General features: G+C 71.7%; 9 protein-coding genes. 6 read left to right on the forward strand and 3 right to left on the reverse strand.

What is annotated here, in order from left to right; all coding sequences use genetic code 11:
• Nucleotides 1-157: 157 nt before the first annotated feature.
• Nucleotides 158-3,772 carry a chromosome segregation protein SMC gene (gene smc, locus AC5RUW_RS04335; protein ID WP_494159581.1) on the forward strand — a complete coding sequence of 1,205 codons (3,615 nt, stop codon included), beginning with the start codon at nt 158-160 and terminating at the stop codon, nt 3,770-3,772.
• 26 nt (nt 3,773-3,798) lie between these two features.
• Here the strand turns inward: smc and AC5RUW_RS04340 are convergent, their stop codons facing one another.
• Both AC5RUW_RS04340 and AC5RUW_RS04345 read right to left on the reverse strand, forming a co-directional pair.
• A complete protein-coding gene (locus AC5RUW_RS04340) occupies nt 3,799-4,530 on the reverse strand; it encodes a glutamine amidotransferase (protein WP_494159582.1) in 732 nt (243 codons plus the stop codon).
• Nucleotides 4,527-5,927: an MFS transporter gene (locus tag AC5RUW_RS04345; protein WP_494159583.1), complete on the reverse strand. Its 1,401-nt coding sequence runs from the start codon at nt 5,925-5,927 to the stop codon at nt 4,527-4,529. Before AC5RUW_RS04345 ends, AC5RUW_RS04340 begins: the two co-directional genes overlap by 4 nt.
• 67 nt (nt 5,928-5,994) lie before the next feature.
• Here AC5RUW_RS04345 and ftsY point away from each other — a divergent pair, with 67 nt between their 5' ends.
• On the forward strand, nt 5,995-7,185 hold the full coding sequence (ftsY, locus tag AC5RUW_RS04350) for a signal recognition particle-docking protein FtsY (protein ID WP_494159584.1): 1,191 nt from the start codon (nt 5,995-5,997) through the stop codon (nt 7,183-7,185).
• Nucleotides 7,186-7,277: 92 nt separating this feature from the next.
• On the opposite strand, the gene AC5RUW_RS04355 is transcribed toward ftsY, so the two are convergent.
• The gene (locus AC5RUW_RS04355; RefSeq protein WP_494159585.1) at nt 7,278-8,990 is read right to left on the reverse strand and encodes a hypothetical protein; all 1,713 of its coding nucleotides are present in this window, start codon (nt 8,988-8,990) and stop codon (nt 7,278-7,280) included.
• Nucleotides 8,991-9,285: 295 nt separating this feature from the next.
• On the opposite strand from AC5RUW_RS04355, the gene AC5RUW_RS04360 reads away from it, so the two are divergent.
• From AC5RUW_RS04360 to AC5RUW_RS04375, 4 genes are all read left to right on the forward strand, one after another.
• Entirely contained in the window at nt 9,286-10,572 is a 1,287-nt protein-coding gene (locus AC5RUW_RS04360; protein ID WP_494159586.1) for an ammonium transporter, read from the forward strand.
• A complete protein-coding gene (locus tag AC5RUW_RS04365; RefSeq protein ID WP_494007312.1) occupies nt 10,569-10,907 on the forward strand; it encodes a P-II family nitrogen regulator in 339 nt (112 codons plus the stop codon). The genes AC5RUW_RS04360 and AC5RUW_RS04365 overlap by 4 nt, the downstream gene beginning before the upstream one ends.
• 252 nt (nt 10,908-11,159) lie before the next feature.
• The gene (ffh, locus tag AC5RUW_RS04370; protein ID WP_494159587.1) at nt 11,160-12,743 is read left to right on the forward strand and encodes a signal recognition particle protein; all 1,584 of its coding nucleotides are present in this window, start codon (nt 11,160-11,162) and stop codon (nt 12,741-12,743) included.
• A 123-nt stretch (nt 12,744-12,866) separates the two neighbouring features.
• On the forward strand, nt 12,867-13,763 hold the full coding sequence (locus AC5RUW_RS04375) for a VOC family protein (protein WP_494159588.1): 897 nt from the start codon (nt 12,867-12,869) through the stop codon (nt 13,761-13,763).
• Nucleotides 13,764-13,832: the final 69 nt, after the last annotated feature.

The raw sequence follows: 13,832 nt of genomic DNA on the forward strand, positions 1-13,832 counted from the left end.
CTCGCGTCGGGATCGTCTGATCCCTCCAAAAGCCTACTTTCCTCCGGCGGGTTGTCGTGCGCGCTCCCCGGGACCATGCCGTGCGGGTACCCGGTTTATTGTGGTGTACCGCGTAGATTTATGGAATGACTCCAGCAGCAGGAAGCGTGCATCAGCTGTGCATTTGAAGACCCTCACGATGCGCGGCTTCAAGTCCTTCGCATCGGCGACCACGTTTGAGTTCGAGCCCGGCGTCACGGCCGTGGTGGGCCCCAACGGCTCGGGCAAATCGAACGTGGTCGATGCCCTCGCCTGGGTGATGGGCGAACAGGGCGCCAAGACCCTGCGCGGCGGCAAGATGGAGGATGTGATCTTCGCCGGGACCTCCTCCCGGCCGGCGCTCGGCCGCGCCCAGGTGGCGCTGACCATCGACAACGCCGACGGCGCCCTGCCGATCGAATACTCCGAGGTCACCATTTCCCGCACCCTGTTCCGGGCCGGCGGTTCCGAATACGCCATCAACGGTGCCCCGTGCCGGCTGCTGGACATCCAGGAACTGCTCTCCGACTCGGGCCTGGGCCGGGAGATGCACGTGATCGTGGGGCAGGGGCAGCTGGACCGGGTGCTGCACGCCGGCCCCGAGGAGCGCCGCGGCTTCATCGAAGAGGCCGCCGGCATCCTCAAGCACCGGCGCCGCAAGGAGAAAACCGTACGCAAGCTCGAGGCCATGCAGGCGAACCTCGCCCGGCTCACGGACCTCACGGCGGAGCTCCGCCGCCAGCTGGGGCCGCTCGGCAAGCAGGCCGCCGTCGCCCGCCGCGCCCGGCAGGTGCAGCAGGATGTCCGCGACGCCAGGGCCCGGCTGCTGGCCGATGACATTGCCGGCCTCGAGGCGGCGCTGGCCAAGGACGCCGCCGACGAACAGGCACTGAAGGAACGCCGCGCCGCCGTCGAGCAGGAGCTCGCCGCCGGGCAGGAACGCCAGCAGCAGCTCGAGCGGGCCGCCGCCGACGCCGCCCCGCGCCTGGCAGCGGCCCGCGAGGCCTGGTACCAGCTGTCCGCGGTCCGCGAGCGGCTGCGCTCCCTGGGGGAGCTGGCCCGGGAGCGGGGCCGGCTGCTGGGGGCGGCCGACGGCGGACCGGCTCCGGGGCGGGACCCCGAGCAGCTGCGTGCCCAGGCCGAGCGGATGCGCGCAGAAGCCGGCGCCCTGCAGGAGGAGGTCGAGCTCCGCCGGGAGGCCCTGGAGGATGCGGTGGAAGTCCGCATCGAGGCGGAGGAGGACGCCGCCGCCGAGGAACAGCGGCTGGCCGCCGTGCTGCGCGCCGCCGCGGACCGCCGTGAGGGCCTGGCCCGTCTCGCCGGCACGGTCGGGGCAGCCCGCTCCCGGGTGGAGTCCGCGCAGGCCGAGCTGGGGCGGCTGCGCAGCCTGGTCGACGAAGGCCAGGAACGCCGTGCCCGGGCCGCCGAGGAGTTCGCGGCGCTGGAAGCCGAGGCCGCCGGAGCCGAACAGGGCGAGGAAGGCCTCGACGAGGAATACGAGCAGGCACTGGCCCGCCGGGAGGAGGCCGACGCCGAGGTCCGGCGGCTGCGGGACGAGGAACGGCAGGCCGAGCGGGACCGCGAAACCCTGGCCGCCCGCCGGGACGCCCTCGCCGTGGGGCTCCAGCGGCGCGACGGCAGCGCCGCGCTGCTGGACGCCGGGCTCGACGGCGTGCTCGGGCCGCTGGCCGAGCTGGTCAGCGTGGCCGCCGGACGCGAACGTGTTGTCGCCGCCGCCCTGGGCGGCGCCGCGGAGGCGCTCGCGGTCACCGGCGTCGAGGCGGCCGTGGCCGCCCTGGAACAGCTGAAGGCCGCCGATGCCGGACAGGCCGAGTTCCTGCTCGCTCCCCGGGCCCCGGAGCCGGCCGCCGGAGCCCCTTCGCCCGTTCCCGACGGCGCCGAGCCGGTCGCCGGCCTGCTGGAAGGCCCGGACCACGTGCTGGAGCCGCTGCGGCGGCTGCTGGCGGGCACCGTGGCGGTGGCCACGCTGGCCGACGCCGTCCGCGTGCTGGCTGAGGCGCCCGGGCTGCGGGTCGTCACGGCGGACGGAGACCTGGTGTCCTCTTTCCACGCCCGCGGCGGATCAGAGTCGGCACCGGGCCTGATCGAGGTGCAGGCCGCCGTCGACGAGACGCAGGCCCGGCTGCGGGACGCCGAAGCCCGCCGGGACACGGCCCACGAGGCCCTGCAGGCCGCCGTCGCCGCCCGGGACGAGGCCGCCGCCCGCGCCGACGCGGCGCTCGCCGCCCTGCACGACTCCGACGCCCGGCTGGCCGGCGTGGCCGAGCGCCTCGGCTCCCTGGGATCGGTGCTGCGCTCAGCCGAAGGCGAAGCCGCGCGGCTGCAGCGCTCCATCGAGGCGGCCGAGCAGAACCTGGCCGCCGAACGCAAAGCCCTGGAAGAGGCCGAGACTCGCCTGGCGACGGCCGAGCAGCAGCCCGCCGACGAGCAGGAACCGTCCCGGGACCGGCTCGAGGCGCTCAACGCCGCGGCGGTCCAGGCACGGCAGGCGGAGATGGAAGCCCGGCTGTCCCTGCGCTCCTGTGAGGAGCAGCTCTCCGCGGCGGCCGGCCGCGCCGCCGCCCTGGAGCGGACCGCGGAAGCCGAACGCCGCGCCCGCGCCGCCGCGGCCGAGCGGGCGGAGCGCCGCCGTCGGCAGGCCGCCCGGGCACACGCCGTCGCGCAGGCCGCCGACGCCGCACTTGCCTTCGCCGACGTCTCACTCGCCCGGGCCGCTGCCGAGCGGGACGAGGCCGAAGCCGTGCGCAATGCGCGCCGTGCCGAGCTGGAGACGGTGCGCTCGGCGAACGCCGAGGCTGCGGCCCTGCTGGCCCGGCTTACCGACTCGGTGCACCGCGACGAACTGCAGCGCGCCGAGCAGCGGCTGCGGCTCGAAACGCTGCAGGCCCGATCAGTCGAGGAACTGGGCATGACGGCGGACCACCTGCTCGCCCACTACGGCCCGGACCAACCGGTTCCCGTCCCGGAGGACGGGGGCGGCGACAAGTGGGCGGCCCTGCGCCAGGAAGTCGACGACGACGGCAACCCGATCCCGTCCGGGGTGCCCTATGTGCGCGCCGAGCAGGAGAAGCGGCTGCGGAAGGCCGAGCGGGACCTTGCCGCCCTGGGCAAGGTCAATCCGCTGGCGCTGGAGGAATTCGCGGCTCTGGAGGAGCGGCACCGGTTCCTCAGCACCCAGCTCGAGGACCTCAAGGCGACCCGCAAGGACCTGCTGGACATCATCAAGGAGGTGGACCAGCGGGTGGAGCAGGTCTTCACCGAGGCCTTCCGCGACACCGCCGCCCAGTTCGAGCGGGTCTTCGGCCGGCTGTTCCCGGGCGGGGAAGGCCGCCTGGTGCTCACCGACCCCCTGGACATGCTCACCACCGGCATCGAGGTGGAGGCCCGGCCGGCCGGCAAGAAGATCAAGCGCCTCTCGCTGCTCTCCGGCGGCGAACGCTCCCTGACCGCGGTGGCGCTGCTCGTGGCCATCTTCAAAGCCCGCCCCTCGCCGTTCTACGTGATGGACGAGGTGGAGGCCGCCCTTGACGACACGAACCTGGGCCGGCTGATCACCATCTTCGAGGAACTGCGCGAGTCCAGCCAGCTGATCGTCATCACGCACCAGAAGCGGACCATGGAGGTCGCCGACGCACTGTACGGCGTGACCATGCGCGGCGACGGCGTCTCCACCGTGATCAGCCAGCGCATGGACCGCCCTGACCGGCGAGGGGACGGAGCTCCGCCCCGATAATCCCGGCGCCCCGGGGGAGCCGGGCGCTAGCGGGCGTAGCGGCGGACGAAGTTGCGCAGGATCCGCGGCGGGGCCTGCACGTTGGCGCCGCGGACCGAGTCCATCACCGACTCGGCTTCCTCCTCGGGGAAGTAGCCGGCGTGCCGGTAGACCGAGATGCGGGTGAGTAGGCCCGGGACGTCCAGCTCCGGATGGAACTGGGTGGCGTACAGGTTGCTGCGCACCCGGAACATCTGCACCGGGCAGGTGGCGGAGCCGGCCAGGTTCACCACATGCGCGGGCAGCTTGGCCACCGCCTCCTTATGTCCGACAAAGGCGTGGAAGCGCTCCGGCAACCCCTCCAGCAGCGGGTCGTCGCGGCCGGCGTCGGTCAGCGACACCTCGACGGCGCCAATCGGCTCGCCGAAGCGGCGGTCGACGACGGCGCCCTGGTGCCGGCCCAGCGTCCCGACGCCGTAGCAGGCGCCCAGGAACGGGAAGTCACGTGCCGTCACCTCGTTCAGCAGGCGGGCCAGATCGGCCTCGACGCGACGCTGCACCGGGCTCTTGGCGTCCTCCGGGTCACTGGAGTTGAAGACGGAGCCGCCGGTCATCAGCCCGCTGTAGCGGTCCAGATCCAGGTCCGGCAGCGGGCCCTGCTCCAGCCGCAGACGGTGCAGGCCGGAGGAATCCAGGCCGGCGAAGCGGGCAAAGGCTTCGTGCTCCTCATCGGCGGCGTCGTCCTCTGACCGGGTGGCCAAAAGCAGGAAGGGCTTCATTCCTCGATCGTAGACCCGGTGCGGGCGGCGGGGCGGCCGGCCAGGGTTTCCCGCGCGCCCAGCCACACGAGGAAGGCGAGCAGGGCGACGGCTCCGGTCAGGGCGAACGCCCATTCGTAGCCCAGGGTGTCCGCGAGTACCCCGGCCAGGATCGGGCCGATGATCGCCCCCGAGTCCGCGGACATCTGGAACGCGGCCAGCACTTTGCCGCCGTTGCGGTCGTTGCCGACGACGTCGGCCACCGCCGCCTGCTGGGCCGGGTTCAGCATGCCGGTGCCGAGCCCGGCCAGCGCCGACACGGCCAGGAACAGGGGCACGTTGTCGGTAAAGCCGATCACGGCGGTCGCCGCAGCGTTCAGCGCCAGGCCGGAGAGCACCATCGGCCGGCGCCCCCAGCTGTCCGTCAGGCGGCCGGAGAACAGCAGGGCCAGGGCGGTGCCGCCGGCGAAGAAGGTCAGGGCGATGCCGGCGGTCTCGCTGCCGCCGGCCAGCACCGCGGCCGCGAACAGCGGCAGCAGCGAGTTCCGGACCCCGAAGGAGGACCAGCCGTTGGCGAAGGAGGACGCCAGGGCGGCCCGGTAGGCCGAGTCCTGCAGGGCTTCGCGCACGGTCAGGCGGGGTCTCGTGTCGCGCCCCGCCCGGCCTGCCGGCCGGCCGTCCGCGCTGGAGCTGCCGGGACCCGGCCGCCCTGCGGTCCCGGCCTCGGCGGCCACCTCCGTCACCGGCTCGCCCTGGACCGGTCCGGCGGCCGCCACGGCCTCGTCGGCGGCGTCCTGCCCGGAGGCAGGGGAGGCACCCGCCGCCGCGGCGCCGGAACCTCCGGCCGGCTCGACGGCGTCCTTCAGCTGCCAGGCCACGCCGCCGGCGGCAATGAGCAGCGCCACGGCGTAGACGAGGAACGGCACCTGCATGCCGAAGCCGGCCAGCAGCCCGCCGACCAGCGGGCCGACGATGTTGCCGATGAGGAAGGAGGACGCGTAGAGGCCGGACACCCGGCCGCGCACTCCGGGCGGCGCCAGGCGGATGATCAGGCCCATGGCGGAGATGGTGAACATGGTGGAGCCGATGCCGCCCAGCCCGCGGAACAGCAGCAGCTGCCAGTAGGTGCCGGCGAAGGCGCAGGCGGCGGTGGACAGGGCCACGATCAGCAGGCCCCAGATATAGACCGGCCGCTCGCCGAACTTTTCCAGCAGCTGCCCGCCGGCCGGGGCGAACACCAGGCGGGTGAACGCGAAGGCGCTGACGATCACCGATGAGGCGGTGACGCCGACGTCGAAGCTCTGCGCAAACTGGGGCAGCACCGGGGCCACCAGCCCGTAGCCGAGGGCGATGACGAAGGCCGCTGCGATGAGGACCTTGATTTGGCGGGGGATGAGAAGTCGGGGAGCGCGCACCATGATGCCTTGATTCTCGCACTGCCCGGGACCGTGTGCCGGCCGACGCCGATATGCAATGCTGGGAGGCGTGAATGAGACTCTTTCGATAGTGATCTATGTGGTCATCGCGATCGCCGTGGTCGGCTCCGTGGCAGCGCTGCTCGTGCGCGGCCGCCGGCAGCGCCCGGAGATCTACCCGACGAAGCGCGACGCCGACGACCTGCCGCAGGCCTCGGGCAGCACCGCCGTCGCGGAGGCTCCGACGGCCGAACCCGCGCCCGACGTCGTCGTTCCCGACGACCTGCGGGACCTGGAGGAAGCGGCCCCGGCGCCCGCCCCGACGATCGAGACCCCAGAGCCCGTCCAGGGCCGGCTGGCCCGGCTGCGCGCCCGGCTGGCGAAGTCCAACAACGCCCTCGGCAAGGCCCTGCTTGCGCTGCTGGCCAGCGACAAAATCGATGAGGACGTCTGGGACGAGATCGAGGAGACGCTGCTGCTGGCCGACCTCGGCACCGAGCCGACCATGGAGCTCGTCGACAACCTGCGCGAACGCGTGAAGATCTCCGGCAGCCGGGACCCCGAGGAAGTGCGCGGCATGCTGCGCGAGGAACTGATCAAGCTGGTCGATCCGTCCATGGACCGTTCGCTGGCTGTGGACCGCCACGCCGACAAGCCCGCCGTCGTCATGGTGGTGGGCGTCAACGGCGTCGGCAAGACCACCACCGTGGGCAAGCTGGCCCGCGTGCTGGTCGCCGAGGACAAGGACGTCATCCTGGGTGCGGCGGACACCTTCCGCGCCGCCGCCGCCGAGCAGCTGGCCACCTGGGGACAGCGGGTGGGTGTGCCCACCGTGAGGTCCGACGTCGACGGCGCGGACCCGGCGTCCGTCGCCTTCGAAGCGGTGAAGGCCGGCATCGACGGCGAGGTGGACACCGTCCTGGTCGACACCGCGGGCCGGCTGCAGAACAAGGTCGGGCTGATGGACGAGCTGGGCAAGGTCAAGCGCGTGATCGAGAAGCAGGCCGAGGTGGACGAGGTCCTGCTGGTCCTGGACGCCACCACCGGGCAGAACGGCCTGGCCCAGGCCAAGGTGTTCTCCGAGGTCGTGAACATCACCGGCATCGTGCTGACCAAGCTGGACGGCACCGCCAAGGGCGGCATCGTCGTCGCCATCCAGCGCACCCTCGGCGTGCCGGTCAAGCTGGTCGGCCTGGGCGAAGGCCCCGACGACCTCGCCCCGTTCGAGGCCGAAGGCTTCGTGGACGCCCTGCTGAACTGACGCTCCGGCGGCCTCCGCCGCCGCGACGCAAAGAGCCCCGCAGCCCGATCCGGGCTGCGGGGCTCTTGCGTACCCGGCCGGGTACGCCGGCCTTACTGCAGGGTGAAGTGCAGGACCGTCACTGTGCCGGCGGTCAGCGGGAAGGTCTGCGTGGTTTCCCCGTAGGCGAAGCCGGGGACGGTCAGCCGCTCGGCCGCGGGAACGCTTTCGGTCCGCCCGCCGTCGATCGTGGTGGTGTCCTCGGAGGCGAACGCGGCGCCGGTCATCTGCGTCATCGTGCCGGTCAGCGCCCGGCCCGGCAGCTTCAGGGTGACCTCCGTCTGGGCGGCGGTCTCGGGGTTGTTCTGGTTGATCAGCGCCACCGAGATGCTCCCGTCGTCGTGCCGGACGGAATAGGCGTAGGCGAGGCCGCCGCCGGTGGCGTCCGTGGCGAGGAACTCACCGGAGGGGATCTCCGCGACCATGGACAGGCCGTAGTAGTTGGCCCGCTGGTCCACCTGGCCGTTGGGCTGCAGGTAGGCCCCGCCCGTGCAGATCGCGGACATGGGCGGGCCGCCCTGGCAGGTGATCAGCGAGCTGTGGAAGCTCATCGCCTCCACGCCCAGCTCAGCCCCGCTCAGCGCGTAGTCCGCCGCCCACAGCGCCGAGGCGTGGGTCTTGGTGGTCTCGTTCGACCCCGGGCACGCGGACTGCCCGGTTTCGGTGATCCAGGTGTCCAGGCCGTTCTCCCGCCCGGGCGCCAGTGCCTGCGCCCGGTAGTCCTGCGCCCGGTCATGGATCAGGGGATCGATCAGGTTGGCCATGATCGGCTCGCCCTGCGGGTCGCCGCTGCCGTCGCAGGCCGAGAGCGGGTAGTGGTGCAGCGAGAGGATCTTCTCCTGGGGCAGGTCCACGGTGGCAAAGGGCCCCCACCAGGATTCCGCGTAGGTGCCGGGGCCGATGATCGGCACCTCGGGGGCCACCTCGTAGATGGCCTGCGCGTAGGTCTTCAGCTCTTCGAGGTACTGATCCACCCCGTAATCTCCGCCGCGCAGCCCGGTCTTGGCGTAGCCGTTGGGCTCGTTGCCGACGGTGATGCCCACCAGGCGCTCACCGAACGCGTCCCTGGCGTGGCGGACCATGTCGGCGGCCCGGGCGGGGTCGTAGTTGCCGAGGTCGACGGTCAGGGCGATCCGCCCGTCCACCGCCTCCAGGAGGGTGGCCACCCGCGCCAGGTCCTGCGGGGTCACGGCACGGACCGGATGCGCCTTGTCTCCCTTGAGGTTCCCCGGGATCGGCTCGCCGCTGGAGGTCCAGAAGAAGCGCCGGTCCACGGCGTTGCCGCCGAAGCGCAGCAGCGGCTTGCCCAGTCCCTGCAGCGCGTGCACCATTTCCGGGTTGTCCCCGGCCAGGGACGGATCGGCGAGGTCGGTGGCTTCCAAGGACAGGCCGATCAGGTTCTCCGGCAGCTCGGTGCCGGTGGTCTGGCCGGCCACGGTCACCGACATCGGCTCGACCGGCTCCAGCGGCGAACCGGCCGGCGGGCCGATCTGCTCGTAGTAGGTGAACTCCGGGGCCGGCGGCAGCGCCGCTTCCGTCTCATAGGCCACCGGGGTGCCGGTCGGGGCTGCAACTGACGGCTCGTCGTCGTCGGTCACCAGCGGGAAGATCACCGCACCGGCGGCGAGGGCGACGGCGGCCGTGCCGGCGCCGCCGATCAGCCACTTCCGGCGGGACGGCCCGCGGGAGCTACCCCGGGTACGCAGGGAACCGTCGTCGGACTTCCGGGCGGAAGCGTCCTCGGGCAGGGGTGGTTCAACGGGCATGGGGGCATAACCTCCGGGGATCGTGGTCTTAGGTGGCCATCCTAGCCGCAGCGCTGTGACGGCCGTCGCGGCGGCGTTCCGCGCCTGCGGCCGGAAGGGGCCGGAAACAGCGCATGCAAGCCCGGACGCGGCGGCGGGGCCGTGGAAACGAAGTCGAAACACGGCCGTTACGGCGGTTTTACGCGGGCCGCCGGTTTGTAATCCGCAGGCAATGAAACAGGGCCTTTTCCGAAATGCGGCCCCGGCAGAGTTTCGGAGTGCGGGAAGTCCCCGCGGATTTCGAAAGGACGTGGAGATGGATCTGTCTGCAGGTCACGTCTGGGTGATGGTCTCAGCGGCGCTCGTGCTGCTCATGACGCCGGGACTGGCATTCTTCTACGGCGGCATGACCCGGGCCAAGGCGGCCCTGAACATGATGATGATGAGCTTCGTATCGATCGGCCTGGTCGGCGTGGTCTGGGTGCTCTGGGGCTACTCGATGACCGGCGGCGACGGCTTCGCGGGGCTCTTCGGCAACCCCTTCACGTCCTTCGGCCTCGAGGGCCTGCTCGGCAGCGAGGACCTGATCAGCGCCGGGTTCGGCGCCACGTTCGCCATCATCACCGTCGCCCTGATCAGCGGCGCCATCGCCGACCGCGCCCGGTTCAGCGCCTGGGCCGTCTTCGTGCCGATCTGGGTCACCCTGGTCTACTGCCCGCTGGCGTTCATGGTGTGGGGCGGGGGACTGCTCAGCGCCGAGGGCGCCGTGGGCTCGGTGGTTGGTGAGGCCATCGACTTCGCCGGCGGCACCGTGGTGCACATCAACGCCGGCGTCGCGGCCCTCGTCCTGGCCCTGATCATCGGCAAGCGCAAGGGCTTCGGCAAGGACCCCAGCCAGCGTCCGCACAACATCCCGTTCGTCATGCTCGGCGCAACCCTGCTGTGGTTCGGCTGGTTCGGGTTCAACGGCGGCGCCGCCGGTTCGGCCGAGGAAGGCGGGCTGATCTGGGTCAACACCCTCGCCGCCCCCGCCGCCGCCATGGTCGGCTGGCTGGTCACGGAACGCATCCGCGACGGCCGCCCCACCTCCCTGGGCGCTGCCTCCGGCATCGTCGCGGGCCTGGTGGCCATCACCCCGGCCTGCGCCAACGTCAGCCCGCTCGGCGCCGTCGGCCTGGGCATCGTCGCCGGCGTCCTCTCGGCGCTCGCCGTCGGGCTCAAGTACCGACTGGGCTACGACGACTCCCTCGACGTGGTCGGCGTGCACCTGGTCGCGGGCATCGTGGGCACCCTGGCCCTGGGCTTCATCGCTCTCCCGGCCGACGGCGAGGCCGGCGGCCTGTTCTACGGCGGCGGCTTCGCCCTGCTGGGCGCGCAGCTGGTGGCCGCGGTGATCGCGATCCTGTTCTCCGCCGTGATGACCCTGATCATCGGGCTGGCCGTACACAAGACCATCGGCTTCCGGGTCTCCGAAGATGAGGAGATCTCCGGCGTGGACCTCAGCGAGCACGCCGAAACCGCCTACGAATTCGGCGGCCTGGGCACCGGCGGGTCCTTCCGCCCGGTCGCCGCCGCCACCACGAAGGAGACCGTGAACTCATGAAGCTGGTAACCGCCATCGTCCGGCCGGAAAAGATCGACGCCGTCCGCGGCGCCCTGGAAAGCTACGGCGTGCAGGGACTGACCGTCAGCCAGGCCAGCGGCTACGGCCGCCAGCGCGGGCACACCGAGGTCTACCGCGGCGCCGAGTACACCGTCGACCTGCTGCCCAAGGTGCGCATCGAGGTGCTGGTCTCCGACGAGTGGCTGAACGACATCGTCGATGTGCTGGTGGCCACGGCGAACACCGGCCGGGCCGGGGACGGCAAGGTGTGGGTGGTCAACGTGGAGGAGGCGCTGCGCGTGCGCACCGGCGAGCGGGGGGTCTCCGCCCTCTGACCCGCGGCGGGCCCGGCACGTGGCCCGGATCCGACCTGTTGCCCAACGGTCCGCCCGGCTGGAATTCCAGCCGGGCGGACCGCGTGTTCCGGGGCCGCGGGCGTCCGGCGGCCGCAGGCGTGCGGGGACGGTATCCCCGGTCACGGGCCCGACGTCCCACCCGCTACCGTCGCTTGGTACCCTTAACAGCTGGGCCTGGCAATTTCAGCCGAAGTACACGCCAAAGTATCCGACGAAAGAAGTGCGCGGCACGTGTTCAATTCACTGTCTGACCGGTTGACCTCAACCTTCAAGAACCTGCGCGGCAAGGGCCGGCTCACCGAAGCCGACGTCGACGCCACCGTCCGGGAGATCCGGCGCGCACTGCTCGACGCCGACGTGGCCGTTCCCGTGGTCCGTGCCTTCACCGCCGCGGTCAAGGAGCGTGCCCTCGGCTCGGAGGTCTCGCAGGCCCTGAACCCGGGCCAGCAGGTCGTCAAGATCGTCAACGAAGAGCTCGTGGGCATCCTCGGCGGCGAAACCCGGCGGCTGCGCCTGGCGAAGAACCCGCCCACCGTGATCATGCTGGCCGGCCTGCAGGGCGCCGGCAAGACCACCCTGGCCGGCAAGCTGTCCAAGTGGCTCAAGGGCCAGGGCCACAGCCCGCTGCTGGTCGCCGCCGACCTCCAGCGCCCCAACGCTGTCAAGCAGCTGCAGGTCAACGGCGAACGCGCCGGGGTGCCGGTCTACGCCCCGCACCCCGGCGTCAGCTCCGAGTTCGAGGCTGCCACCGGCGATCCGGTGGCCGTGGCCCGCCAGGGCGTCGAGGAAGCCCGCGCCAAGCTGCACGACGTGGTCATCGTCGACACCGCCGGCCGCCTGGGCGTGGACGCCGAGCTGATGCAGCAGGCCGCCGACATCCGCACCGCCATCAGCCCCGACGAGGTGCTGTTCGTCATCGACGCGATGATCGGCCAGGACGCGGTCAACACCGCCCAGGCGTTCAACGAGGGCGTGAACTTCACCGGCGTCGTGCTGACCAAGCTCGACGGCGACGCCCGCGGCGGCGCGGCCCTGTCCGTTGCCTCCGTCACCGGCAAGCCGATCATGTTCGCCTCCACCGGCGAGGCGCTGACCGACTTCGAGGTCTTCCACCCCGACCGGATGGCCAACCGCATCCTCGACATGGGTGACATCCTCACCCTGATCGAGCAGGCCGAGAAGAACTGGGACAAGGACGAAGCGTCCCGGATGGCGAAGAAGTTCGCCGACCAGGAGGACTTCACCCTCGACGACTTCCTGGCCCAGATGCAGCAGCTGCGCAAGATGGGCTCCATGAAGAAGATGCTCATGATGATGCCCGGCGCCGCCGGCATGCGTGAGCAGCTGGAGAACTTCGACGAGCGCGAGATCGACCGGGTCGAAGCCATCGTCCGTTCCATGACGCCACACGAGCGGGTCGCCCCGAAGATCATCAACGGGTCCCGCCGGGCCCGCATCGCCCGCGGCTCGGGCGTGCACGTCTCCGAGGTCAACGGCCTGCTGGAACGCTTCGGCCAGGCGCAGAAGATGATGAAGAAGATGGCTGCCGGCGGCGGCATCCCGGGCATGCCCGGCATGGCCGGCCCGGGCGGCTTCGGCGGTGCCCGCAAGAAGCAGCAGGCGGCCAAGGGCAAGAAGAAGGCCCGCTCCGGCAACCCCGCCAAGGCCGCGCAGGAGCGTGCCGAGGCCGAGGCTCGGCGCAGCGCCTCCCGCAGCGCGCTGCCCACCGGTGCCGCGTTCGGTGCCCAGGACGCGGACTTCGATCCCAGCTCGCTGAACCTGCCCAAGGGCTTCGAGAAGTTCCTCGGCAAGTAGGCTCCAGTCGGCGGAGGCCGTCCCACGCAGGTGGGGCGGCCTCCGCCGTTTAACCGGTGGGACATCGTTTCGTCGTCCGCAGCCCACGTTGAAAATACATGAAGCTTCAACTAAGGTGATTACATGAACGTTCAAGTAAAGCCTGTCGACCTGCTGCCCTCCGATCTCGCGATGGGAACGGTGATGCTGAAGGTGGGCAACCTCGCGGCGGTTGCCGGCTACTACCGCCAGGCGCTCGGCCTCGCCGTCGTAGCCGAGGCGGACGGCGGGCTGTACCTGGGCCGCGCCGGCACCCCGCTGGTGCACCTTGCCCCGGCCTCCGGGCTGCAGGTGGCCGGGCGGGGAGAGGCCGGCCTGTTCCACACCGCCATCCTGTTTGCGAGCCAGGCCGACCTGGCCGCCGCCGTCGCCCAGGCCTACCGGCACGACCCTTCGGCCTTCGTCGGCAGCGCGGACCACCTCGTTTCCGAGGCTTTCTACTTCCAGGATCCCGAGGGCAACGGCATCGAGCTCTACTGGGACCGCCCGCGCACCGAGTGGGCCTGGGACTCCACCGGCGACGGGTCCCGGGTCCGCATGGACTCCCTGCCCCTGCCGCCGGCGCAGTACCTGCAGCGCCACCTGACCGAGGCCTCGCTCACGGGCATGGAGGAAACCGCCGCCGACGTCGGGCACGTCCACCTGCAGGTGGGATCCGTCGAGACGGCCGAGCGGTTCTATGTGGACGTGCTGGGCTTCGAAAAAACCGCGGACTTCCACGGGCAGGCACTGTTCGTCTCCGCCGGCGGCTACCACCATCACATGGCCATGAACGTCTGGAACTCCCGGGGTGCCGGTCCGCGCCGGGACACCCTGGGGCTGGGCGAGGTGCTGCTGTCCGTGCCGGCGGCCGACGACGTCGCGGCGCTGGCCGACCGGCTGGCCGTCGCCGGCATCGGCAGCCACCACACCGGCGCCGAGCTGCGCTTCGAGGATCCCTGGCGCAACCGGCTGCGCGTCGCCGTCGGCGCCGCCGGCTGACCGGTAGGCCGGGCCGGCCTCCCGCCTGACCGGCCGGCCCGTTCGGAAGCCTGCGCGGCGAAGTCGCAA

This window comes from Arthrobacter sp. Y3222053 (genome assembly GCF_059092805.1).

Bases quoted from the DNA above. Each gene is read 5' to 3' on its own strand.
- AC5RUW_RS04340 (WP_494159582.1), bottom strand. From the start codon at position 4,530: ATGAAGCCCTTCCTGCTTTTGGCCACCCGGTCAGAGGACGACGCCGCC.
- AC5RUW_RS04345 (WP_494159583.1), bottom strand. From the start codon at position 5,927: ATGGTGCGCGCTCCCCGACTTCTCATCCCCCGCCAAATCAAGGTCCTC.
- AC5RUW_RS04355 (WP_494159585.1), bottom strand. From the start codon at position 8,990: ATGCCCGTTGAACCACCCCTGCCCGAGGACGCTTCCGCCCGGAAGTCC.
- AC5RUW_RS04360 (WP_494159586.1), top strand. From the start codon at position 9,286: ATGGATCTGTCTGCAGGTCACGTCTGGGTGATGGTCTCAGCGGCGCTC.
- AC5RUW_RS04365 (WP_494007312.1), top strand. From the start codon at position 10,569: ATGAAGCTGGTAACCGCCATCGTCCGGCCGGAAAAGATCGACGCCGTC.
- AC5RUW_RS04375 (WP_494159588.1), top strand. From the start codon at position 12,867: ATGAACGTTCAAGTAAAGCCTGTCGACCTGCTGCCCTCCGATCTCGCG.